The 22,219-nt window shown below is 58.7% G+C and carries 23 protein-coding genes and 1 tRNA gene; 15 read left to right on the top strand and 9 right to left on the bottom strand.

Annotation, left to right across the window (positions count from 1 at the left end):
• Positions 1-10 precede the first annotated feature (10 nt).
• Entirely contained in the window at positions 11-2,905 is a 2,895-nt protein-coding gene (locus tag ACVWZP_RS27860) for a ribonucleoside-diphosphate reductase subunit alpha (RefSeq protein ID WP_046382345.1), read from the top strand.
• A gap of 104 nt (positions 2,906-3,009) precedes the next feature.
• Here the strand turns inward: ACVWZP_RS27860 and ACVWZP_RS27855 are convergent, their stop codons facing one another.
• From ACVWZP_RS27855 to ACVWZP_RS27825, 7 genes are all read right to left on the bottom strand, one after another.
• Positions 3,010-4,134, bottom strand: a complete 1,125-nt coding sequence (locus ACVWZP_RS27855; RefSeq protein ID WP_457370295.1) for a hypothetical protein — start codon at positions 4,132-4,134, stop codon at positions 3,010-3,012.
• Positions 4,135-4,322: 188 nt separating this feature from the next.
• A complete protein-coding gene (gene flgE, locus ACVWZP_RS27850) occupies positions 4,323-5,639 on the bottom strand; it encodes a flagellar hook protein FlgE (RefSeq protein WP_457370294.1) in 1,317 nt (438 codons plus the stop codon).
• A gap of 31 nt (positions 5,640-5,670) precedes the next feature.
• Positions 5,671-6,396, bottom strand: coding sequence for a flagellar hook assembly protein FlgD (flgD, locus tag ACVWZP_RS27845; protein WP_126589468.1), 726 nt, complete (start codon positions 6,394-6,396; stop codon positions 5,671-5,673).
• Between the two features lie 16 nt (positions 6,397-6,412).
• Complete coding sequence (gene flgC, locus ACVWZP_RS27840; RefSeq protein ID WP_046382341.1) at positions 6,413-6,856, bottom strand: flagellar basal body rod protein FlgC; 444 nt, start codon at positions 6,854-6,856, stop codon at positions 6,413-6,415.
• Positions 6,857-6,859: 3 nt separating this feature from the next.
• Positions 6,860-7,267, bottom strand: a complete 408-nt coding sequence (flgB, locus tag ACVWZP_RS27835) for a flagellar basal body rod protein FlgB (RefSeq protein ID WP_003175633.1) — start codon at positions 7,265-7,267, stop codon at positions 6,860-6,862.
• Between the two features lie 303 nt (positions 7,268-7,570).
• Complete coding sequence (gene cheR / locus ACVWZP_RS27830; protein ID WP_026140309.1) at positions 7,571-8,398, bottom strand: protein-glutamate O-methyltransferase CheR; 828 nt, start codon at positions 8,396-8,398, stop codon at positions 7,571-7,573.
• 42 nt (positions 8,399-8,440) lie between these two features.
• Positions 8,441-9,373: a chemotaxis protein CheV gene (locus ACVWZP_RS27825; RefSeq protein ID WP_026140310.1), complete on the bottom strand. Its 933-nt coding sequence runs from the start codon at positions 9,371-9,373 to the stop codon at positions 8,441-8,443.
• Between the two features lie 81 nt (positions 9,374-9,454).
• On the opposite strand from ACVWZP_RS27825, the gene flgA reads away from it, so the two are divergent.
• The 4 genes from flgA (at position 9,455) to ACVWZP_RS27805 (ending at position 12,049) form a co-directional block, all read left to right on the top strand.
• Positions 9,455-10,219 (top strand): flagellar basal body P-ring formation chaperone FlgA, encoded by a 765-nt coding sequence (gene flgA, locus ACVWZP_RS27820; protein ID WP_032804943.1) that lies wholly within the window; start codon positions 9,455-9,457, stop codon positions 10,217-10,219.
• A gap of 141 nt (positions 10,220-10,360) precedes the next feature.
• The gene (flgM, locus tag ACVWZP_RS27815; protein WP_017849175.1) at positions 10,361-10,684 is read left to right on the top strand and encodes a flagellar biosynthesis anti-sigma factor FlgM; all 324 of its coding nucleotides are present in this window, start codon (positions 10,361-10,363) and stop codon (positions 10,682-10,684) included.
• A gap of 48 nt (positions 10,685-10,732) precedes the next feature.
• Positions 10,733-11,203, top strand: a complete 471-nt coding sequence (locus tag ACVWZP_RS27810) for a flagella synthesis protein FlgN (RefSeq protein ID WP_046382339.1) — start codon at positions 10,733-10,735, stop codon at positions 11,201-11,203.
• A 96-nt stretch (positions 11,204-11,299) separates the two neighbouring features.
• Positions 11,300-12,049 carry a flagellar brake protein gene (locus ACVWZP_RS27805; RefSeq protein ID WP_017849177.1) on the top strand — a complete coding sequence of 250 codons (750 nt, stop codon included), beginning with the start codon at positions 11,300-11,302 and terminating at the stop codon, positions 12,047-12,049.
• A gap of 58 nt (positions 12,050-12,107) precedes the next feature.
• Here ACVWZP_RS27805 and ACVWZP_RS27800 read toward each other — a convergent pair whose 3' ends face one another.
• Positions 12,108-13,493, bottom strand: a complete 1,386-nt coding sequence (locus ACVWZP_RS27800; protein ID WP_046382338.1) for an MFS transporter — start codon at positions 13,491-13,493, stop codon at positions 12,108-12,110.
• 866 nt (positions 13,494-14,359) lie between these two features.
• Between ACVWZP_RS27800 and ACVWZP_RS27795 the strand changes: the two genes are divergently transcribed.
• The 7 genes from ACVWZP_RS27795 (at position 14,360) to ACVWZP_RS27765 (ending at position 20,396) form a co-directional block, all read left to right on the top strand.
• Positions 14,360-16,756 (top strand): membrane-bound PQQ-dependent dehydrogenase, glucose/quinate/shikimate family, encoded by a 2,397-nt coding sequence (locus ACVWZP_RS27795; RefSeq protein ID WP_457370293.1) that lies wholly within the window; start codon positions 14,360-14,362, stop codon positions 16,754-16,756.
• A gap of 138 nt (positions 16,757-16,894) precedes the next feature.
• Positions 16,895-18,181, top strand: coding sequence for a carbohydrate porin (locus ACVWZP_RS27790; protein ID WP_457370292.1), 1,287 nt, complete (start codon positions 16,895-16,897; stop codon positions 18,179-18,181).
• A gap of 279 nt (positions 18,182-18,460) precedes the next feature.
• Entirely contained in the window at positions 18,461-18,775 is a 315-nt protein-coding gene (locus ACVWZP_RS27785) for an ArsR/SmtB family transcription factor (protein ID WP_017849184.1), read from the top strand.
• Positions 18,772-19,212, top strand: a complete 441-nt coding sequence (locus ACVWZP_RS27780) for a YeeE/YedE family protein (protein ID WP_457370291.1) — start codon at positions 18,772-18,774, stop codon at positions 19,210-19,212. Before ACVWZP_RS27785 ends, ACVWZP_RS27780 begins: the two co-directional genes overlap by 4 nt.
• Complete coding sequence (locus ACVWZP_RS27775) at positions 19,209-19,628, top strand: DUF6691 family protein (RefSeq protein ID WP_017849186.1); 420 nt, start codon at positions 19,209-19,211, stop codon at positions 19,626-19,628. The genes ACVWZP_RS27780 and ACVWZP_RS27775 overlap by 4 nt, the downstream gene beginning before the upstream one ends.
• Before the next feature lie 13 nt (positions 19,629-19,641).
• Positions 19,642-19,830, top strand: a complete 189-nt coding sequence (locus ACVWZP_RS27770; RefSeq protein ID WP_017849187.1) for a YgaP family membrane protein — start codon at positions 19,642-19,644, stop codon at positions 19,828-19,830.
• Between the two features lie 200 nt (positions 19,831-20,030).
• The gene (locus ACVWZP_RS27765) at positions 20,031-20,396 is read left to right on the top strand and encodes a YidH family protein (RefSeq protein ID WP_046382334.1); all 366 of its coding nucleotides are present in this window, start codon (positions 20,031-20,033) and stop codon (positions 20,394-20,396) included.
• A gap of 261 nt (positions 20,397-20,657) precedes the next feature.
• Here the strand turns inward: ACVWZP_RS27765 and ACVWZP_RS27760 are convergent.
• A tRNA-Arg gene (locus ACVWZP_RS27760) sits at positions 20,658-20,734 on the bottom strand.
• A 324-nt stretch (positions 20,735-21,058) separates the two neighbouring features.
• Here ACVWZP_RS27760 and ACVWZP_RS27755 point away from each other — a divergent pair.
• The 3 genes from ACVWZP_RS27755 (at position 21,059) to ACVWZP_RS27745 (ending at position 22,193) form a co-directional block, all read left to right on the top strand.
• Complete coding sequence (locus ACVWZP_RS27755; protein WP_017849198.1) at positions 21,059-21,286, top strand: hypothetical protein; 228 nt, start codon at positions 21,059-21,061, stop codon at positions 21,284-21,286.
• Positions 21,287-21,297: 11 nt separating this feature from the next.
• Complete coding sequence (locus tag ACVWZP_RS27750) at positions 21,298-21,477, top strand: PA3371 family protein (protein WP_017849199.1); 180 nt, start codon at positions 21,298-21,300, stop codon at positions 21,475-21,477.
• 389 nt (positions 21,478-21,866) lie between these two features.
• Entirely contained in the window at positions 21,867-22,193 is a 327-nt protein-coding gene (locus ACVWZP_RS27745) for an Arc family DNA-binding protein (protein ID WP_017849200.1), read from the top strand.
• Positions 22,194-22,219: the final 26 nt, after the last annotated feature.

The following is a 22,219-nucleotide window of genomic DNA, read 5'->3' as shown; positions in this document are numbered from 1 at the left end:
ACAACCCCCCATGCAAACCGACACAACTCGCGAGAACCCGCAGGGCTCCGTGCCGCAGGCCGCTGATTCGAATATGGATCTGTCCGCCACTGCACCCGGCCAACTGCGCGTGATCAAGCGTAACGGCACTGTCGTTCCTTACACCGATGACAAAATCACCGTCGCCATCACCAAAGCGTTTCTTGCAGTTGAAGGCGGCAACGCTGCCGCCTCGTCGCGCATCCACGACACCGTTGCCCGCCTGACCGAACAAGTCACCGCGACCTTCAAGCGTCGCATGCCTTCGGGCGGCACCATCCACATCGAAGAAATCCAGGACCAGGTCGAACTGGCCCTGATGCGTGCCGGCGAGCAGAAAGTCGCCCGCGACTACGTGATCTACCGTGATTCGCGCGCCAAGGAACGTGCCGTTCGCTCCCCGGCCGACGAAGCCGCCGTACACGCGCACCCATCGATCCGCATCACCCTGGCCGACGGCACCTTCGCGCCGCTGGACCTGGGCCGCCTGAACACCATCATCACCGAGGCCTGCGAAGGCCTGGAAGAAGTCGACGGCGACCTGATCCAGCGCGAAACCCTGAAGAACCTGTACGACGGCGTGGCCCTGACCGACGTCAACACCGCCCTGGTGATGACTGCCCGTACCCTGGTTGAACGCGAGCCGAACTACTCGTTCGTCACCGCGCGCCTGCTGATGGACACCCTGCGTGCCGAAGGCCTGGGCTTCCTCGGCGTAGCCGACAGCGCCACCCACCACGAGATGGCCGACCTGTACGCCAAGGCCCTGCCGGCCTACATCGCCAAGGGTATCGAATACGAATTGCTGAACCCGGTCCTGGCCACCTTCGACCTGGAAAAACTCGGCAAGGCGATCAACCACGAGCGCGACCAGCAGTTCACCTACCTGGGCCTGCAAACCCTGTACGACCGTTACTTCATCCACAAGGACGGTATCCGCTTCGAACTGCCGCAAGTGTTCTTCATGCGCGTGGCCATGGGCCTGGCGATTGAAGAGAAGCACAAAGAAGACCGCGCCATCGAGTTCTACAACCTGTTGTCGTCCTTCGACTACATGTCGTCCACGCCGACCCTGTTCAACGCCGGTACCCTGCGTCCACAGCTGTCGAGCTGCTACCTGACCACCGTGCCGGACGACCTGTCGGGCATCTACCACGCGATCCACGACAACGCCATGTTGTCCAAATTCGCCGGCGGCCTGGGCAACGACTGGACGCCGGTGCGCGCACTGGGTTCGTACATCAAGGGCACCAACGGCAAGTCCCAGGGCGTCGTACCGTTCCTGAAAGTCGTCAACGACACCGCCGTAGCGGTCAACCAGGGTGGCAAGCGCAAAGGCGCTGTGTGTGCCTACCTGGAAACCTGGCACATGGACATTGAAGAGTTCATCGAGCTGCGCAAGAACACCGGCGATGACCGTCGTCGTACCCACGACATGAACACCGCCAACTGGATTCCTGACCTGTTCATGAAGCGTGTCTTCGACGACGGCAAGTGGACCCTGTTCTCGCCATCCGAAGTGCCGGACCTGCACGACCTGACCGGCAAGGCCTTCGAAGAGCGCTACGAGTACTACGAAGCCCTTACCGAGTACCCAGGCAAGGTCAAGCTGTTCAAGACCATCCAGGCCAAAGACCTGTGGCGTAAAATGCTGTCCATGCTGTTTGAAACCGGCCACCCATGGCTGACCTTCAAAGACCCGTGCAACCTGCGCAGCCCGCAGCAGCACGTAGGCGTGGTCCACAGCTCGAACCTGTGCACCGAGATCACCTTGAACACCAACAAGGACGAGATCGCTGTTTGCAACCTGGGCTCGATCAACCTGCCGAACCACATCGTCAACGGCAAGCTGGACACCGCCAAGCTGGAGCGCACTGTCAACACCGCTGTTCGCATGCTCGATAACGTGATCGACATCAACTACTACTCGGTGCCACAGGCGCAGAACTCCAACTTCAAGCACCGTCCGGTTGGCCTGGGCATCATGGGCTTCCAGGACGCTTTGTACCTGCAGCACATTCCTTACGGTTCGGACGCAGCGGTCGAGTTCGCCGACAAGTCCATGGAAGCGGTCAGCTACTACGCGATCCAGGCTTCCTGCGACCTGGCCGACGAGCGCGGCGCCTACGAGACGTTCCAGGGCTCGCTGTGGTCCAAAGGCATCCTGCCGCTGGATTCGCAACAGATCCTGATCGCGCAACGTGGCCAGAAGTACATCGACGTTGACCTGAACGAATCCCTGGACTGGGCGCCGGTACGTGCCCGTGTGCAGAAAGGTATCCGTAACTCCAACATCATGGCCATCGCACCGACCGCGACCATCGCCAACATCACTGGCGTGTCGCAGTCGATCGAACCGACCTACCAGAACCTGTATGTGAAATCGAACCTGTCGGGCGAATTCACCGTGATCAACCCGTACCTGGTTCGCGACCTGAAAGCCCGCGGCCTGTGGGACTCGGTCATGATCAACGACCTGAAGTACTACGACGGTTCGGTGCAGCAGATCGAGCGCATCCCGCAAGAACTCAAAGAGCTCTACGCGACTGCCTTCGAAGTGGACACCAAATGGATCGTTGACGCCGCCAGCCGTCGCCAGAAGTGGATCGACCAGGCGCAGTCGCTGAACCTGTACATCGCCGGCGCTTCGGGCAAGAAGCTCGACGTGACCTACCGCATGGCTTGGTACCGTGGCCTGAAAACCACTTACTACCTCCGTGCCCTGGCCGCGACCAGCACCGAGAAGTCGACCATCAACACCGGCAAGCTGAACGCGGTTTCCAGCGGCAACCACGGTGATGACTCGGTGCTCGCCGCACCGGCCGGCCCGGCCCCCGTGCCGAAAGCCTGCGCGATCGACGAGCCGGATTGCGAAGCCTGCCAATAAGCTGAGCACGTTCCGGGCTTGATGGCCCGGGATTTGAAAAGCCCCGATAACCCCTTGCTGCAGTTGGGTTTATCGGGGTTTTCTTTTGCCTGGGCAAAGGCTCGTCAGTCGTCGAACAATATGGTCGCAATCCCCGCCCGGGGCACCCCGCCCCGCTTGCCCCACAGTTCAATCCGACCATCGATCACCGCCATCGAATGACCGCCATACTCCACCGTCCCCACCTTGCTGCTTCGCAAGTCGGCATCCGTGGCCTGCCGGTAATTTTTGCGCAAGCCCAGACGGTCCAACCCTTCCCGAGTGTACTCGCCATCATTGAGGGTACGTATGCCATCCAGAAAGCTGCGCCCGGCAGTGCCATCGTTGTTTTCCAATTGCGCCCGTTTTGCGCTGACGGCAAACATGAAATTGGCGTTGGTCATCATTTTCGGGTCATCGCCCTGGAAACGTGCATGGGTGGCAGCCAGCCGCACTTCATCCTTGGTCAGGTCTACCTTGACACCATCGCGCATGGTCACAGAGTAGCCATTACCCGTCTCCTTGACCTCTTTGAAGACGTCGGTAGGCTTCTCGCCAAATTGCATCATGGCGGCTTTAATCGCCGAAACCGTCACGCAATTGCCGTCCGGCCCCTGTCTGAAGCCGCTCCAGATATTCTCCGGTTTTTTCCCCGGCTCGCTGTCATCGGGCTTGTAGTCGAAATGCTTCGCGCCTTCGGTAATCGGCTTGTTGCTCATGGACTCGCTGGGGCCGAAACCACCGCCGCCACCGCCACCGCCTCCACCGCCTCCGCCGCCTCCGCCGCCTCCGCCGCCCCCCCCGCCACCCCCGCCCCCACCGCCGTCCGGAGAGGGGGATGGAGACGGTGCTGGTGACGGCGGCGCATCCGGGCCATCCGGAAATTCCTCCGGGAAGGCTCTCTTCATGAACGCCTGAAAGCCCTCAGGCGCGTCTTTCTTCACCTCTTCGAGGATCTCCTTGAACTTCTCTTCGCCGAGCTCCTTTCGCTTTTCATTCAGCTTGTCCCGCAGCTCCTGGGCCGTCTGGTTCTTGGAGGTTTTTTCGGCATCTTCAAGCTCCTTGATCAGCTTCGTGATACTGTCCTTGACGGCCCCCTTGTCGTCCTTGGTGCCATCAGACTGGTTGACCCCCTTCAGGTACTGCCCTCCCCCCCCATCCTCGTAACGCACCCCCCCAGCCCTTTGGCCGGATATCGATGAATTCCACATACCGCCTCTCCCAGGTAATGAAACAACCCAACGCCTCTCGGCTTGATAGGTGGAAAGACAGGTGTGGCGCGTTCCAACAAAGGCATGTCATCTCGTAACCGCATCGGGGATGGGAAAAGGTCCTGATGCCAAATAAAACGCAAAAAAAAGCCCCTCGATCGAGGGGCTTCTTGTGCAGCGTCAGCGCATCAGGTCATCTGGATGATGGTCTGCATGATGGTGCTCTGGGTGGAGATGGTCTTGGCGTTCGCCTGGTAGTTGCTCTGGGCCTTGATCAGGTCCACCAGCTCGTTGGTCAGGTTGACGTTGGAGTTCTCCAGGGAGTTGGCCACGATCGAACCGAGGGTGCCGGCTTGAGGGGTGTCGTATCCCGGTTGGCCCGAGGCAAAGGTCTCTCTCCAGGCCGTGCCGCCTGCTGGTTGCAGGCCTTGTTCGTTGTTGAAGCTGGCCAGGGAGATCTGGCCAATGGCCTTGCTCTGCTGGTTGCTGAAGGTGGCGAACAGTACACCGCTGCCGTCGATTTTCAGCCCGGTGATCTGGCCGGTGGCATAGCCATCGGTGACCGGCGGGTTGCGATAGCTGGCCGAATTGTACTGGGTGATATTCGCCATGTTGACCGCAATACCGCCGGTGTTGGCCGCGGCGCCGTTAGCAGTCCATACACCGTTGGTCACGGTGCCCGGTTTCCAGTTGGAAATGGTCAGGGTGGTGTTGGAGACTATGCTGGGCGGGGTGACCACGCCAGCGAGCTTACCGGCCGTGTCGAACGTCAGGGTCGACGCGACAGGTGCCACCGCGCCTGCGCCACTGATCGGGGTACCATCAGGGTTACGCCCGTCGATCAGGGTGTAGGAGTTCCATTGGTTGGAACCCGTCTTCACCAGGTACTGCACCATCGGGTGAGCGTTGCCTTGGGTGTCGTACAAGGTGGTGCTGTACTGGGTGGTGAAGGTCTTGGTGTCGGTTGGGTTGAAAGGCTTGGCCACCTGGTCGATCACCGCCTCCGAGGAGTTCAGGTTACTGCTGGAATCGACGGTGCTGGAGGCTTTTGGCGGCAGGTTCGACAAGTTGAGTTGCAGGTCGACCAAGCCACCCTTGACGATCTTGCCGTTGTCATCCGCCGCGTAGCCTTGCAGGCGCGAAGTACCGGTGTTGTTGGTGATGTAGCCGTCTTTGTCTGCACGGAAAGCACCGCTACGGGTGTATTCCAGCGAACCGTCGCTGCCCTTCTGTACGAAGAAGCCACCGCCCTGGATCGCCATATCCAGGATGCCGCCACTGTTGTTGACGTCGCCCTGGGTGAATTGCTGGGACACGGCCGCCAGGTTCACACCGTTACCGATGCTGTTCTGGCCGGTGCCCAGCTTGGACGCCGCGTAGATGTCCGCGAATTCCGCACGGGACGATTTGAAGCCAGTGGTCGCGACGTTGGCGATGTTGTTGCCGGTCACGTCCAGTTGTTTGTTGGCCGCATAGAGGCCGCTCAGGCCGATGTTAAAAGACATGTTTCTCTCCCTCTGCCGTATCTAGCCGGCTCTATGTACCGATAGTCTGAATTTGCGACAGCTTGACGCTGCCCATGCCGCCTGCAAGGTTGAGCAGCATTTCGCCGCCGGTCTTGCTCAGGGTCACGCTGGTGACCGTCGCCGGCAGCGAAGTGGCCAGAGCCACTGCGTCGCCCGCGTCATTCTTGGTGGTGGCCGTAAAGGTGTAAGTCCCTGCCGGGGCGACCTCACCGTCAGCGTTCTTGCCATCCCAGATGAAGTCGGAACTGCCCGCGCTCTGTGCGCCCATATCGAGGGTACGCACCACGACACCGTCTTTGTCGGTAATCTTGACCGAGACGTTGCCCGTTGCCGCCGTCACTGCGACCGAGCCGGTCATGCTCTTGCTGGTGTCCACCAGCGCCTTGTCGGTCTGGGTAATGATCGAGCGACCGACCAGCGACGAAGCCTGCAATGCTTGCGACGAGCTGAAGTTGCTGGAGATGCTGTTTACCGAGTCGTTCAGGGTGTTGATGCCTTCCAGGCTACTGAACTGCGCCAACTGAGCCACGAACGCACCGTTGTCCTGAGGCGACAGCGGGTTCTGGTTCTTCAGTTGGGTCACCAACAGCTGCAGGAACGCATCCTTGCCCAGCGACTGGTTGCCCGTTGCCGTCTTGGTGGCGGTGCTGAGGCTGCTGTTGTCCGTCGCAGTCTTGACCTTGCTGTTGAACAGGTCCTGGACTGCCGTGTTGTTCGTCGTATCAACAATGGCCATTGTTTGGCGCCCCTTATCACTGACCCAGGGTCAGGACCTTCTGCATCATGGTTTTGGCGGTGTTCATCATTTCCGCGTTGGTCTGGAACGAGCGACTGGCAGAGATCATGTCAGCCATTTCCTCGACCACGTTGACGTTCGGGTAGTACACGTAGCCTTTTTCGTTCGCCGCAGGGTGATTAGGCTCATAGCGCGCTTCCAGATTGCTCTGGTCTTCAACCACGCCGAGTACCTGCACGCCTTGCCCGGCAGCGTCCTGATTCTGGAACAGCGAATCGCCGCCGCTGCTCTGGCCGCCCTGAAACATGGTGGCGAACACCGGGTGACGGGCGCGGTAGGTCTGGTCGATGCTCGAAGACACCGTCTCGGCGTTGGCGATGTTACTGGCGACGGTGTTCAGGCGCGTGGTCTGCGCGCTCATGCCACTACCGGCAATATTGAAAACACTGGCTAAGGACATGGCTTACTCTCCACGCAGGGCTGACATCAGCCCTTTGAATTTGCTGTTGAGCAGGGTGAAGCTGGCCTGGAAGTTCACCGAGTTCTCGGCGTAGGCCGATTGCTCCAACTGCGCGTCGACGGTGTTCTGGTCGATCGACGGCTGCATCGGCGTGCGATACAGCAGCGATTCGTCGCCACTGCTCAGGCCTTGCGCTTCGATATGACGGCTGTTGGTCATGTTCAAGGCGAAGGTGCCGTTCTTGGTCTTGTCCTGCTGTGCGGCGAGCACGGCGGAGAAGTCCAGGTCCCGAGCCTTGTAGTTCGGGGTGTCGGCGTTGGCAATGTTGTTGGCCAGGACTTCGGCACGCTGGGCGCGAAAGCCGAGGGCTTGTTCGTGGATACCGAGCGCTTTATCGAAGCTGATGCTCATGGCGGAAACCTTTAGGCTGACCTGCTGTTCGTTAACAGGGTTATAGCAAGGTGCATGCCAATCTGGCTAAAGCCCATATATCAAGGGGTTACGCAGAGATTGCCGGCGGCAATGCCAGAAAAGCGGCAAGCGGCTTCCGCGTGGCGCCAGTAAAGCGGCAATCGGGAGTTGCCGCTTTTACCTTGCCGCAAAACAAATGTGGGAGGGGGCTTGCCCCCGATAGCGGTGGTTCAGTCATAGATACTGAGACTGACACACCGCTATCGGGGGCAAGCCCCCTCCCACACTTTGACTGCGTGCGACTTACTTGGCCTGGTAAATGATCCCAGGACTGCACTGCACCATCTGGAAATGATCCGGCAGGCCGTTCAGCGCCTCGGATGCACCGAGGAACAGATACCCCCCGCGCTTGAGCGTGCCGTGGATGCGCAGCAGGATGTCTTTCTTCACTTCGGCCGAGAAGTAGATCAGCACGTTACGGCAGAACACCATGTCGAACTTGCCCAGGCTGGCGTAGCTGTCGAGCAGGTTGAACGAGCGAAACTCCACCCGGTTCTTGATCGGCGCCTTGACCGCCCAACGCCCCGCCCCTTTCGGGTCGAAGTAACGCTGCAGGCGTTCCGGGGACAAACCGCGGCCCAGGGCCAGGCTGTCGTACTCGCCGGTCTTGCAGTTGGTGAGCATGGTGCCCGACAGATCGGTGGCGACAATTTGCGCGCCGGCCTTCAACTGGCCCATGTTCGTCCGTTCGAACTCGTCGATCGCCATCGAAATCGAGTACGGTTCCTGCCCCGAGGAACAGGCTGCCGACCAGATCCGCAAACGCTGACCCGGGCTGGCCTTGATCGCCTCGGGCAGCACTTTGCTCTTGAGTACCTCAAAGGGGTAGGTGTCGCGAAACCATAGGGTTTCGTTGGTGGTCATGGCATCGACCACCATTTCCTTGAGCCCGCTGCGCGGCTGGCTCTGAATCCGCTGGACCAACTCACCGAGGGACTTGATGCCCTGCTGTTCCATCAGTTTGTTGAGACGGCTGGATACCAGATACTGCTTGTTTTCACCGAGCAATATGCCACAGGCTTTTTCCAGGAAAACCCGGAACTGTTCGAAATCCAAATTACCCGTAGACAATGATACCGCCTCTTAAATCGTGTGACCGCCAGGGAAATTCCCCTAGCCGTGATCTGCTGCCTTGATCCGGTCGACTACCCGGGATGCCAGGTCATCAGGGCGAAACTTAGCCAGGAAGTCGTCAGCACCGACCTTCTTGACCATCGCCTGATTGAATACGCCCGACAACGAAGTATGCAGGATGATATGCAATTTTTGCATGCGTGGATCGTTGCGTATTTCAGCCGTGAGGGTATAGCCGTCCATTTCCGGCATCTCGATGTCGGAAATCATCATCAAGAATTCTTCTTCCGGCTTCTTGCCTTCGTCCACCAGTTTGCGCAGGTAATCCAGCGCCTGGCGGCCATCGTTGAGCGCCACCACCTCAACGCCGATGGTTTGCAGGCAACGGGTCACCTGTTTACGCGCCACCGAGGAGTCGTCCACCGTCAGCACCCGCAGCGAAACCGCCTTGTGCGCCGTTTCGGCATCGACGACGCCAACCGAAATCGCTTCGGAAGTCGGTGCGACTTCGGCGAGGATTTTCTCCACGTCGATGATTTCGACCAACTGGTTGTCTACTCGCGTCACCGCCGTGAGGTAGTGATCGCGACCGGTGCCCTTGGGCGGCGGATGGATCTCTTCCCAGTTCATGTTGACGATACGTTCCACCGAGCGCACCAGGAAACCCTGGGTCTTGGTGTTGTATTCGGTAATGATCACAAACGGGTTTTCGCGGTCTTGCAGGCCGGCCGAACTCGTGGCCAATGCCAGGTCGAGAATCGGGATGGTCGCGCCACGGATGTTGGCTACGCCACACACCACCGGGCTCGACTTGGGCATGATCGTCAGCTTGGGACACTGCAGCACTTCCCGCACTTTGAACACGTTGATGCCATAGAGCTGCTTGCCGTCCAGGCGAAAAAGCAACAACTCCAGGCGATTCTGCCCTACCAGCTGTGTACGCTGGTTTACTGAATCCATTACACCTGCCATGCCCAGACTCCTACGCTAAAACCTTTGGGGGTACGACGCGCACCCAACACTAAACGGCACGAGCTTTGCTTTTTATTGGCTATGGATATGAAAACGACAGTTTCCCGACGCACTCGCCACTCACGGTATCGCAGATTGCTCTGCGCCTGGATGGCGTTGTTTGCCGTGGGCGCAGGCATCACTGCCCGCGCCGCCGACGTCACCTTGCCTGATCTACTTATCGGCGTCACCCAAGGCTTTCTTGAATTCACTGTAGAAGATTATCTGGCAACCACCCAGACGCCAGGACGCTATGAAATCCAGGTCAACCAATTGGATCCGCGCCTGCGCATGCCGATGTGCGACAAGGAATTGACAGCCAGCCTGGAAAGCCCGGCCCAGCCCATTGGTCGCGTGACGGTCAAGGTGCGCTGTGAAGGGACCTCGCCCTGGACCGTGTTCGTGCCCGCCCAGGTCAAACTGTTCCGCGATGTCGTCGTGGTGTCGCGGCCGCTCAAACGCAGCGGAATCATCGGCTATGAGGATGTCATCTTGCGCGAGCGGGACATCAGCCTGATCAACCAGGGTTACCTGACGTCAGTGGACCAGGCTGTCGGGCAACGATTGACCCGACCAATGGTCGCCGACCAGGTCATCACCCTGGTCCATCTTGAACAGGCAGAAGTCATTCGCAAGGGCGACCAGGTCATCATTTCCGCCAGCAGCGGCGGGCTGAATGTGAAGATGCCGGGCGAAGCGCTGTCCAACGGCGGCATGAGCGAACAGATCCGGGTCAAGAACCTCAATTCCAACCGCGTCATCAAGGCACGGGTCACCGCGCCGGGCCAAGTCGAGGTGGCTTTATAGATCACTGGAATAGGACGCCAGCTTTTCCTACACTGTACGCCTGACGTTCGTGCATGCAGGTTTATTGTCAATCGCGCCTAAAGTTTGTCCGGGTATGGCCGAAACCATGGCAAGCGTCCAAATACCCAGAGGTTTTTTATCATGGTCATCGATTTCAGCCGTTTGAATAACGCCCCGGCTTTGCCAGGCACTACGCGCACCAGCGGCACCAAGGACAGCGTAGACGCCAAGGCCCAGCCTCTGCCCGCCAAAGCGGAACAGGCCGGCGCCAGCCAAAGCGGGGAATCCGTACACCTGAGCAATGAGGCTCAACAGTTGCAGAAGGTCACTGACTCGCTGCGCGATCAACCCGTCGTCAATCAAGCCCGTGTGGCCGAATTGAAACAGGCAATCGCCGATGGCAGCTATAAAGTCGACAGCAACCGTGTAGCCAGCAAGCTGCTTAACTTCGAAGCCGAGCGCTAGGCAAAGGCCTGCGCCAGGCTTTTGGACGCTTAAAACCCAAGGCCAGCCATGCACCACGACGAAAATCTGCTTCAACTGATCATTGATGATCTGGCGCCGACGCAACAATTGCTCGAGCTGCTCAAAGAAGAATCCCTGGCCCTGTATGGCCGGGATATGCCGCTGCTGGAAGAAATCCTGGCGCGCAAGCAGTCGCTGATTGTCCTGCTGGAACAGCACGGCAAGAAGCGTAGCCAGATTCTCGTCAGCCTCGGCCTACCGGCAGATCAAGACGGCCTCGCACAGTTGGCCAGTCATTCCTCGGTCGGCGATCGGTTGCTGGCCCAAAGCAAAGAACTCAATCAATTACTCACCCAGTGTCAGGAAGCCAACCTGCTCAACGGTCAGTCGATCCAGCTTCAGCAAGCCACGACCGCCAATCAGTTGCGCATACTCCATGGCGGCGAACCTCCGGCCCTGTATAACGCCCAAGGCTCTACCTCGCGCATGGTCAAGCCAAGCACCCGCAGCCAAGCCTGACGTCGGTTTAACGTGCGCCCTATCCAAGGCGTGCGACATACTGGCAAAATGATGGTTCTTGCGTGTAGTCGTATATTGTCTGGAGATGGAAGAACCGTGTTCAACGCCCTTAATGCGGAAGAAGCTCCGCAGCCACCCAAGGTGTTCACCACGCCTCTGGAAATCGCTGGCACCTTGCGCATGCTGCAAGAAAGCCATGACCCGCTGATCATCACCTTCCATGAACGCAGCCAGCGCTTTCAAAGCTACCTGGTCGACGTCGACCGGGACAGCAAGACCCTGGCCCTGGACGAAATGATCCCCCGCGACGGCGAACGCTACCTTGAGAATGGCGAACCCTTCCGCATCGAAGGCTTTCACGACGGCGTGCGCGTTGCCTGGGAAAGCAACGGCACCCTGAGCATCAGCGAAAAAGGCGGCCACCGTATCTACAGCGGCAACATGCCGGACGAAGTGGTCTACCATCAGCGCCGCAATGCGTTCCGCGCCGCGCTGAAACTCGCGCAATTGGTGAATATCGAGTTGGGCGGCGAGAAACTCAAGGCGCCGGTCAGCGGCAAGCTGCTGGATATCTCCGCCACCGGCTGCAAATTGCGCTTTGAAGGCGATATTTCCGAGCGCCTGCAGTTGGGCCAGGTCTACGACCGTTTTATCGCCGCACTGCCCTTTGGCAGCATGACCACCTCGGTCGAACTGCGTTACCTGCACTTCGAAGAGAAGATCAATACCACCTTCGCCGGCGTGCGCTTCCACAACATGAGCGGCCTGGTGCAGCGCCAGGTCGAGCGTTTTGTGTACCAGTTGCAACGCGAAGCACGACGCTTCGACAAAGACGACGATTTTTAAGCATTCAGATCGCGATAAAAAACGGGCAGCCCCTTTGGGGATCTGCCCGTTTTTGCATTCAGGGGCGCGCCCTGCTCAGGCCGTGGGGATGCTCATCCGGGCCCGGTGGTTCCGGCGGCCCTTCGAAGAGCGGCTCATCCGCCGGTGATTCCGCGTCGGTTTCAGGCTCGGGCTCGACAACCGCCGTCTGCATCTGCTCCTGCACCATCTGCTCATCGACCCGCGGATCGAGGGCCGCCACCAGCGGCGAGCTGGACATGCTGTCAGGCATTGCCACGTGCTGCAGCGGTGCATCGTCGACCTGATGCAGGTTGGTCACCGCTTTAGGCCGGATACGCCACACCAGGATCAGCGCGCACAGGCTGAAAAACGCGTACAGCATCTGGCTGCCAAACAGCTTCATCACCACACCGGCCAGCAACGGCCCGATACTGGCGCCCACGCCATAGGTCACCAGCAGCATGGCCGTCAGCGATACCCGACGATCGCCTTCGACGTGGTCGTTGGAAAACGCCACGGCCAGCGGGTACAGGCAGAACTGCACCAGCGAACACAGGAACCCGGCCACGAACAGCACTTCCAGCGGCACCTTGCTCAGGATCGCCAACGGCAATGCCGCCACCGCCAGGCACAGGGCGAAGCAGCGAATCAACAGTGCGCGATCGTAACGGTCCGACAGCCAGCCCAACGGCCACTGCACCACCAACCCGGCAAAAATGCAGCTACCCATGAAGAGACCGACCTGCTCGGTACTCAGCCCCTGCTGGGACGCATAGAGCGGCGCCAAACCGTAGAACGAACCAACGATCAACCCCGCCCCCAGCACCGTGCTCAACGACTGCGGCACGCGCTGGATAAAGAAGCGTGGCTCCATCGGCGCCGGACGCAGGGGCGCCGGGTGAATGCGTCGGGTCATCGCCACCGGCACCAGGCACAGGGCAAAGCACAGCGCGACCAGCATCAGCAACTCGGGGCCGAGCTGGGGATGCATCACCAGGATCAACTGCCCCAGCACCAGGCCAAGGTAGGACGCAATCATATAGCCGCTGAACACTACGCCACGCTGCTTGGCATCCGCCTGCTCGTTAAGCCAGCTTTCGATGACCATGTACTGGCACATCATCCCCAGGCCCACGATGACCCGCAGGACGATCCAGGCCGGCAGCCAGTCGATCAGGCCATGGCCCAACACCGCCGCGCCGACGATCCCGGCACAGGTGGCATACGCGCGGATATGCCCGACCCGGGCGATCAGGCGGTGGCCGATCTTGCCGCCCAGTACCAGGCCGGAATAGTTGGCTGCCATCAGCGCACCGACCCACAGGCTGTCGACGTTGTCGGCCGCCAGGCGCAAGGCCAGGTACGTACTGAGCAGGCCGGAGCCGATCAGCATCATCAAGGAGGCGAAATAAAGGGCTCGAAAAGATTTCCAGATCTGGCGCATCGGCGTTCCGAGCGGCTCCTTGCAGTGAGGGTCAGGGCTACCGGCATGATAGTCCCGGGGGTCGGGTCCGGACAGGCACCAGGCGCTGTTTCCGGGGAATATTTTGTGTGAAAACGATGGACTACAGCTCAGACGCTACCGGGTGACACACAAGGTACAAGGTTGCGCGAAATACTCGCCGCACCACCTGTGAACCTCGATCACGCGCAAGGTTCGACCGAGTGTTGAAAAGACCGAGCACGCCCCAAAAGCCCCCCGCCGCGCCTGCACATGATTACCCGCACGCCGGCGTCGCCGATGCGTATCGCCGCTAATTGTTACTGTTTTATCAACATTGTTTTCCAGTCTTATGGATTTATCCAAAAAACCAGCGCTATAGACTGGTCTACGCGTTAATCCACCGCGATTAACCAGCGAATCAGTCGGAGTAAAGCATGTAACCCGAACAAGGCCGACAGAGCCTTCGGAACGATTCACTCGCGACTGAGCACGTGGACAGTCGTCAAGCGGGCGTAATACAGCCGCCAACGTTTTCGTTATCCCTCCTGCCGAAACTCAATCAGCCTCTATTAAGCATCCCGTTCGTTATCGAACGGCGCTTTCAACGTGGAGGGCTGGGGCGAAAGAGTGTCGGCATCCAGACCATGAATACGGGGATGGCCAATTATTACGCTGATTTCCAAAGCTCGCTTGCCGTCGGCAAGCCAGCCTATCGGGATCATGGAAGAACCGCACCCGGCCAACTAAAGGCCGAACTCAATATTCGGCCAAGTTGTTGGTAAATAGCGCAAACCGTTACGTATTTCCCCAACTGAGCATATACAAATATGACAGACGATCATCGATCTCACTCTGGAAGATCCTCAATGAGCACTATTGCAAGGGGACTGTTTTCCCTGCTTGTTTTTGCCGTGGCACTGGCGTTGATTTATGGCGGATTCAAGCTGGTAGCACTCGACGGGTCGAGTTATTACTTGCTGGCTGGCCTCGCCTATCTGTTGTTGGCGGCACTGTTTGTCTTGCGTAAACCTATCAGCATCGCCCTCTCCGTCGTCATATTCCTCGCCACCTGTGTGTGGGCGTTCTACGAAGTGGGTCAGTTCAGCTACTGGCAACTGCTGCCGCGCCTGGTGGTGCCGGCGATCATCCTGACCCTCAGCTTGTGGGTCGGTGCCGCATTCCCGGAAACAGCCTTGAGCACCCGGCGCACGGCGAATCGATTCGGCTTCGCCGTATTCCTGGCCTTGATCGCCACCTTCATTGCGGCGTTCTACCCGCACGGCGGGATCTCGAACCCTGTGGCCGCGACTGACTCCACCAAGACCACGAGCCCCGCCAGCGCACCTGAAAACTGGGAGTTCTTCGGGCGCAATGCGTCAGGGACGCGGTTTGCGCCTTACACGCAGATCACGCCGGGAAACGTCAAGGACCTGCAAGTAGCCTGGACCTACCGAACCGGACGTAGGACCACCGGCGCCGGCGCTGGCGTTGATGAAAACACCCCGCTGCAGATCGGCAACGTGCTGTATTCGTGCACCCCGGAAAACCTGATCACCGCGCTGGATGGCGATACGGGCAAGGCGATCTGGACGTTCGACCCTCACGCCAAAAGCGAAGAGCATGTGACGTGCCGTGGCGTGGGCTATTACGACATCGATAAAGACGACAGCCTGAGCGCGGCGGTCAAGGCCTCGTATACCGATCAGCAGCAATGTCGCCAGCGTATTCTGGTGTCGTCGGTGGATGCCCGCCTGTTTGCACTTGACGCGCACACCGGCGCCTTGTGCCAGAGTTTTGGTGACAACGGTTATGTCGATCTCAAGAAAGGCATGGGCCCGACCGAGAACAGCAAGCGCTACCACCCGACCTCCCTGCCTGTGGTCATGGGCCACCTCACGGTGGTGGGCGGTTGGGTACGCGATATTGTGGCAGGCGAACCTTCCGGCGCCGTGCGCGCCTTCGACGTGCTGAGCGGTGCGCTGGTGTGGGCATGGGACGTCGGCGCGCCCGAAGGCACCGACCCGACCGCGGCCGATCACCCGTTCACGCTGGAAACACCTAACGTATGGACGATCCCGACCTACGATAAAGAGCTGAACCTGGTCTACTTGCCGACCGGCAATGGCCCGCCCGACTATTGGGGCGGTGATCGCAACGCCGTCAAAGAAAAATTTGGCTCAGCCGTCGTGGCAGTCGATGCCTCGACCGGCAAAGCCAAATGGGTCTACCAGCTCATTCACCATGATGTATGGGATTACGATCTGCCATCGCAGCCGGTTCTCTATGACATCAAGAATGCCCAAGGCGTGAAAACCCCGGTCTTGATCCAGACCACCAAGACCGGCCAGATTTTTGTGCTGGATCGTCGTACTGGCCAGCCGGTCACCGAGGTGCAGGAGCGTGCCGTTCCGACTTCTCCTGCGGCAGAAGGCGAACACTTGTCGCCGACGCAACCGTACTCGGCCGGCATACCGGTGATCGGGGCCGACCCACTGACTGAAAAGTCGATGTGGGGCGTGTCGACATTCGACCAACTGTATTGCCGGATCATGTTCAAAGATTCGGTTTACGCGGGGCCGTTTACGCCGCCAACCGAAAAGCCGTACATCGAATGGCCTGGTTTGCTGGGCGGGATGAACTGGGGTGGCATCTCCATCGATGAGAACACCGGCACGATGTTCGTCAACGACATGCGGATGCCGCTGCGGATGTCATTGGTGACCAAGGAAGAAACCAAGAAGTTCAAGGTGTCGACCGATGAAGTGCCGGGTTTCATGGGCACCATTCGCCCGCAAGTCGCGGGTATCTATGGCGGCGTGAAAATCGACATTCTCCAGTCGCCACTGGGCGTGCCGTGCAACTCACCGCCCTTCGGCAGCATGAGTGCGATTGATCTCAATACGCAGAAACTGCTCTGGCAGGTTCCCATGGGCACCGTGCAGGACACCGGCCCGCTGGGGATCAAGACGCACCTGCAGATTCCGCTGGGCATGCCGACGCTCGGCGGTCCGACGTCGACAGCCTCTGGCCTGGTGTTCTTTGCGGGCACCCAGGACTACTACCTGCGCGCGCTCGATTCGGCCACCGGCAAAGAAGTCTGGAAAGCCCGCCTGCCGGTTGGCGCAGTTGCCGCCCCACTGATCTATCAGTCACCCACCACCGGGAAGCAGTACGTGGTCATCTCCGCCGGCGGCATGAGCCATTCGCCTGACGTTGGTGATTACATCATTGCTTATGCACTACCGGACAACATCAAGCCGTAATGCGTTAGTTGCCACTGCATGAAAATAACCCCCGTTTACGGGGGTTATTTTTCCAAGTCACAAAAGAACGGTGCAACCGATAAACAACGCGGGCCGTTGAGCTATTCCCCCACTTTCTCTGTAACGGAGCACATCCAAATGCTTTTTTCTTTCCGCGCCATGCTGACCAGCAGCCTGTGCAGCGGTTTGTCCCTATGCCTTTTCGCCCCATCCCCGGCACTGGCCGACGATCTGATGAACCGCTCTACACTCACTGGCGACTGGGGCGGTGAACGCCAAAAGTTGACCGACAAGGGCATCAAACTGACCGGTGACTACAGTTCCGAAACGATTTCCAACTTGCATGGCGGGATCAAGCGCGGCACCCGCTATTCACAACAAATACGCATAGGCGCCCAGTTTGATCTGAGTAAATTGCTCGACAGCCCTGATGCGGGACGGGTGCAAGTACTCGTTAACGACCGTCGCGGCCACAGCGCCACCGAAGACTTGCTTGGAAACCGCCTGTCGTCGCAAGAAAACTATGGCGGCGAATACACTCGGCTGACCGAGTTCAGTTATCAACGCAACCTGTTTTCGCCGGACCTCTCCACCAAACTCGGCTTCATGGTGATGGGCACCGATTTCGGTGGTATGCCCATCTTGAGCAACTTTGTGAGCGCCGGTTTTTGTGCACACCCACTGACCATGTCGAGCGGCAGTGGCTGGGGCAACTACCCGACGGCGCATTGGGGTGGCGAGTTGCGTTACGACGTCAACCCGTCGCTGACACTGCAAACCGCCGTGTTCCAGGTCAACCCGGAATACAACACGCGCTCGTCCAAAGCGTTCTCCATGCCCAGCAACGGCACTACGGGAGCGATTTTGCCACTGGAGGCGATCTTCAATAACAACGCCTTCCTGAACGGCCAATACAAAGTCGGTTGGTACTACGACACCTCCAACGCCCCCAAGATCGGCAGTACGGAAAAGAGCGACAACCGTACCGGCGCCTATGTGTTGATTGACCAAGCCATCTGGCGGGATGAGCAAGACCCGCAAAGCGTACTACGCCTCTTCGGCCAAGCGGCCAGCAGCAACGCGGCGACCTCGCCGATGCGCCGCTGGTACTCGGTGGGCCTGGTCAAACAAAAGCCTTTCGCGAGCCGCCCGAACGACTCCATCTCTTTTGGCTATGGGCGCGCCGTGCTCAACTCGCGCACACGGGATGTGCAAGAAGCCAAGGCGACCAACCTCGAAGACGCCGAAATGATCGCCAACCTCGACAACGGCGAGCAGATGCTTGAGCTCAACTACGGCGCACAGGTCACACCTTGGCTGCTGCTGCGCCCCGATCTGCAGTACTACATCGAGCCCGGCGCGTTCTCCGGCAAAAAGCGTGACAACGCGCTGGCGGCGGGGTTACAGGTCAAGGCGACGTTTTAACAACGTCGTTTGCACAGGGGGCATCCATTCGGTGCCCTTTCGCAATCGCACACGCGGTCGGATATCTCAGCTTGTAGCGCAATCAATACGTGCTCAAGCGCTACGCGGGCCGACTGTCCGACCTTCTCCGGCGCTCCGCGCCCGACCCAAGCTCCGCCTTTAGCCCCCGACTTACCCATCGACCTCTCCTGCCAGTGACGAATTCAGATCAGCGTCGGTATACACTTATTATTTTTATATACTATAATTTAACCAACTGAACAATTAGTGATCAATCGTATGCTCGAATCAGATCTCCAGCGGCTTCACGCCAACGCCGATGCTGCCAGCCAATTCCTCAAGGCTCTGGCCAATCCGGATCGCTTGATCCTGCTCTGCCAGCTATCCCAAGGCGAGCGCAATGTCGGCGATCTGGAGTCGCTGCTCGGGATACAACAACCGACGCTTTCTCAGCAGTTGGCGGTGCTGCGCCGCGAAGGCCTGGTGGATACGCGCCGAGAAGGAAAGCAGGTGTTCTATCGCATCAGCAGCCCGGCGGCATTGGCAGTCATTCAAACCTTGTATCAACAATTTTGCGCTGGAGAAGCCTCATGAATATCGACTGGCTCAACTTCACTCCCTGGTCATCCCTTGCAGGCGGCGCATTGATTGGCCTGGCGGCCAGCCTTTTCGTCGTCGCCAACGGGCGTATCGCCGGCATCAGCGGTTTGATCGGCAGTCTTTTACAACGGGGCAGCGAAGGTGCGGGTGAGAAAGCGCTGTTTCTCCTCGGCCTGCTCGTCGCGCCGCTTCTATGGGGCTTGTTCGCCGCACTGCCGCCGATTGAATTCCAGAGCGGCGGGGTCGGGCTGATCGTCGCCGGTGTATTGGTGGGTATCGGTACACGCTACGGTTCAGGTTGCACCAGCGGCCACGGCGTGTGCGGCATATCGCGCCTTTCGCCGCGATCGATGGTCGCCACTGCCTGCTTCATGTTCAGCGGTTTCTTTAGCGTATTTGTCCTGCGTCATCTGCTGGGAGCCTGGATATGAACAAACTGACCGCATTCATTGCTGGCCTGCTGTTCGGCCTGGGACTGCTGCTGGCAGGCATGGCCAACCCGAGCAAAGTATTGGCTTTCCTGGATCTGGCCGGTGCCTGGGACCCTTCCCTCGCGCTGGTCATGATCGGGGCGATTGGCGTCGCCATTGGCCCGCTGACCTGGGCGCGCCACCAATCCCGCTCGCTGCTGGGAAAGCCAATGCAACTGCCGACCAAGCGTGAGTTGGACCCGCGCCTGATCGGCGGCAGCCTGCTGTTCGGCATCGGCTGGGGAATAGCGGGCATCTGTCCAGGCCCTGCGGTGGCAATTCTGCTGACAGGACGCTGGCAAGCAATCGTGTTCATGTTGGCCATGCTGGCCGGCATGTTGTTGTTTACTGCGCTGGAGACCCGGCGCAACCACTGATCGGGAGATCGTCATGAAAGCGAACCTTGGAACCATTGACCGTAGCCTGCGCATTGTCGTCGGCCTGGTTCTCATTGGCCTCAGTCTGTCGGGCGTGATCGGCTGGTGGGGCTGGATCGGCTTAGTGCCACTGGCTACCGGTATTTTCCGTTTCTGCCCTTTGTACAGGTTGCTGGGCATCCAAACCTGTAACCGTTGCTGAGCAAAAACCCCATAGCGTTCACGTGCACGAGGGCATTGGCGCAGCCGATTTTGTGGCTATGCGCCAAGCACGGGACGCTACGCTGGGCATATGTGCGTTGATCCCAACAGCTGGATCTATCAACGGACACCTCGAGTGGTTTTGTTTAAAGCTATTCTGCGTGGCGTCGTTTCAAAAGCTGTGTGAACAAGGAAATCTTAATGTCCGACCTGAACGATCCGCGCGTGTTCTTTGCCGCCGAGCGCACGTTGCTGGCATGGAACCGAACCAGCCTTTCGCTGATGGCATTTGGCTTTGTGATTGAACGATCCGGGCTACTGCTCCAGATGCTGAAACCGGACGCTCCGGGCTCTCCCGGAAAACATTTTTCATTCTGGATCGGGCTGGCCTTTCTGATGCTGGGCTCCTGGGTTGCCTGCTGGTCATCCTGGCAATACAAAAAGGTGGTCAAGACCCTCAAACCCGTTGAGATCCCCCTCGGCTACAGCGTCAATACCGGCCCTGGCATTAATGTCATCACTGCAATTCTTGGCGTTTTGCTCATGGCCTATTTGTTCATGATGTGAGCAAGACTGGCCTGCATGACTTCACTCGACCTCCTCGATGGGCGGTAGACGGGTGCAGTCGAGCATCTCTCGACGAGCAAACGAACGAGTGTGACCCTGGCTCACCTTTGGACCCTGATTAAGTGAGTCGCCCATTCAAAAACAAAAAAGCCCCGCCGGAGCAATACCCGGCGGGGCTTTTTGTTGGCCTTGTTGCTGTCATCCTGCTGTCACGGGGAAAAATGAGCTGGCAGTGGATCGGCGCGAGAGGCTCTATTTGTATGGTGTCCCAGGGCCGGTTCGAACGGCCAACCTTCCCCTTAGGAGGGGGATGCTCTATCCAATTGAGCTACTGGGACAAATGACAACCATCGGGCCAACGGCGCTGCGACGGACGGCGTGCATGTTAACGGCCGAGGTGGGTTTTGTCATGTCGTCCGTGGGCTTTTTGAGTGTAAGCCAATGCTTGCGCCACGGATCACGGTTTCGCCCAGCAAACCCGGGCATCCGAGGCCATCGTGCAAAATGCACTACACCAAAATGCCAGCATTGCAAATTGCAACCCGAGCGCTGTTTAGATTAAACTCAAACCATTGATTTTATTGAAATAAAACATTGGCACGGCATCTGCAATACATCTCCTACAAAACCATTCGGCCGGACCCGTTGCGGAGAAGATGACGATGAACAGCACCCTTCTGTTGGCTCTCAATACCGTCGCCCTGGCCGCACTGGTGATGTTTCATTTTCAGTCGAACGGTAGCGATGACACCGCGCAGATCCGCCAGCCCGTGCCGCATCATCTGCAACAACGTCCGCAATTGGCGGTGATGACGGCCAACCCGCAATCGCCCGTGCGCCTGGCCCAAAGCACTCAGGCCGCGCCCGCAACTGAACACTGGGTTTTCTGAGGAAGCCTTCCATGTCCAAAGCCGCCTGGCTGTTTTTGTGCCTGACTGTCGTGACTGCCGTGCTGGGCATGTCTACCTCGTCCCAGGACGCTCGCACCACCGCCCTCATCACCAGCGTCGTGTTCGGCAGCTTCCTGCTGTTGACGCTGATCGTCGGCCGCCGAATCAGATTCGACCCCGTGCTGCGCTGATTTTCGCTCGCTGGCACACCTACCTTATGTCGCCTCGCACTAGCAAATCGGCAAATTGCCACTAGTCTTAAAAACAAGGGCAAAAGGCCATATCACGATACGATATGCGCCCCAAACCCCTTGGCAGCAACGGCTTGCGGGACGATGAATTGTGACGATCGCTCGCAAAAAAGTTTTCCAACCAGTCCGCAAAAAAGCAAATCAGTACTGGCATAAAGCCTTTAGGCAGTTCAATATTTGTCACAGAATTGACGCCAAGGAACCGGCAAAACTGAGGCATGATGCGGCCTCTTTGCAATTCAGGTTGAACTTTGGTCGTGAGCCTTGTCTTAACACTCATCTTGCGGCCAATTCCAATAACCGCTCCCCTGAACTAACCGGTTAAATATATGCGCCCATTGAAACAGGCAATTTATTCCAGCCGTACGGCTGACAAGTTCGTCGTACGTCTGCCAGACGGAATGCGGGAACGCATTGCCGAGGTGGCTCGCAATCATCACCGCAGCATGAACTCCGAAATCATCGCGCGCCTGGAGCAGAGCCTCATTCAGGAAGGTGCGTTGGGCGAAGAGCTAAGCATGCGCCTGGACAGCCCTGAGCTGTCACTGCACGAACGCGAACTGCTGCAGCGTTTTCGTCAGCTCTCCCACCGCCAGCAAAATGCCCTTGTCTCGCTTATTGCGCACGACGTTGAGGCGGCCGCAGAAGCCGAATGATTTGTTCCTGAAAGCCGAAGCCAGCC

The sequence above is a fragment of the Pseudomonas sp. TE36184 genome (assembly GCF_054060055.1).
Note: the sequence above shows the minus strand (reverse complement) of the source record. Positions and strands in the feature narration are given on the sequence as shown.

Coding starts and splice junctions, on each gene's coding strand:
- ACVWZP_RS27860 (WP_046382345.1), top strand. CDS start 11: ATGCAAACCGACACAACTCGCGAGAACCCGCAGGGCTCCGTGCCGCAG.
- ACVWZP_RS27855 (WP_457370295.1), bottom strand. CDS start 4,134: ATGTGGAATTCATCGATATCCGGCCAAAGGGCTGGGGGGGTGCGTTAC.
- flgE (WP_457370294.1), bottom strand. CDS start 5,639: ATGTCTTTTAACATCGGCCTGAGCGGCCTCTATGCGGCCAACAAACAA.
- flgD (WP_126589468.1), bottom strand. CDS start 6,396: ATGGCCATTGTTGATACGACGAACAACACGGCAGTCCAGGACCTGTTC.
- flgC (WP_046382341.1), bottom strand. CDS start 6,856: ATGTCCTTAGCCAGTGTTTTCAATATTGCCGGTAGTGGCATGAGCGCG.
- flgB (WP_003175633.1), bottom strand. CDS start 7,267: ATGAGCATCAGCTTCGATAAAGCGCTCGGTATCCACGAACAAGCCCTC.
- ACVWZP_RS27825 (WP_026140310.1), bottom strand. CDS start 9,373: ATGGCAGGTGTAATGGATTCAGTAAACCAGCGTACACAGCTGGTAGGG.
- flgA (WP_032804943.1), top strand. CDS start 9,455: ATGGATATGAAAACGACAGTTTCCCGACGCACTCGCCACTCACGGTAT.
- flgM (WP_017849175.1), top strand. CDS start 10,361: ATGGTCATCGATTTCAGCCGTTTGAATAACGCCCCGGCTTTGCCAGGC.
- ACVWZP_RS27810 (WP_046382339.1), top strand. CDS start 10,733: ATGCACCACGACGAAAATCTGCTTCAACTGATCATTGATGATCTGGCG.
- ACVWZP_RS27800 (WP_046382338.1), bottom strand. CDS start 13,493: ATGCGCCAGATCTGGAAATCTTTTCGAGCCCTTTATTTCGCCTCCTTG.
- ACVWZP_RS27795 (WP_457370293.1), top strand. CDS start 14,360: ATGAGCACTATTGCAAGGGGACTGTTTTCCCTGCTTGTTTTTGCCGTG.
- ACVWZP_RS27790 (WP_457370292.1), top strand. CDS start 16,895: ATGCTTTTTTCTTTCCGCGCCATGCTGACCAGCAGCCTGTGCAGCGGT.
- ACVWZP_RS27785 (WP_017849184.1), top strand. CDS start 18,461: ATGCTCGAATCAGATCTCCAGCGGCTTCACGCCAACGCCGATGCTGCC.
- ACVWZP_RS27780 (WP_457370291.1), top strand. CDS start 18,772: ATGAATATCGACTGGCTCAACTTCACTCCCTGGTCATCCCTTGCAGGC.
- ACVWZP_RS27775 (WP_017849186.1), top strand. CDS start 19,209: ATGAACAAACTGACCGCATTCATTGCTGGCCTGCTGTTCGGCCTGGGA.
- ACVWZP_RS27770 (WP_017849187.1), top strand. CDS start 19,642: ATGAAAGCGAACCTTGGAACCATTGACCGTAGCCTGCGCATTGTCGTC.
- ACVWZP_RS27765 (WP_046382334.1), top strand. CDS start 20,031: ATGTCCGACCTGAACGATCCGCGCGTGTTCTTTGCCGCCGAGCGCACG.
- ACVWZP_RS27755 (WP_017849198.1), top strand. CDS start 21,059: ATGAACAGCACCCTTCTGTTGGCTCTCAATACCGTCGCCCTGGCCGCA.
- ACVWZP_RS27750 (WP_017849199.1), top strand. CDS start 21,298: ATGTCCAAAGCCGCCTGGCTGTTTTTGTGCCTGACTGTCGTGACTGCC.
- ACVWZP_RS27745 (WP_017849200.1), top strand. CDS start 21,867: ATGCGCCCATTGAAACAGGCAATTTATTCCAGCCGTACGGCTGACAAG.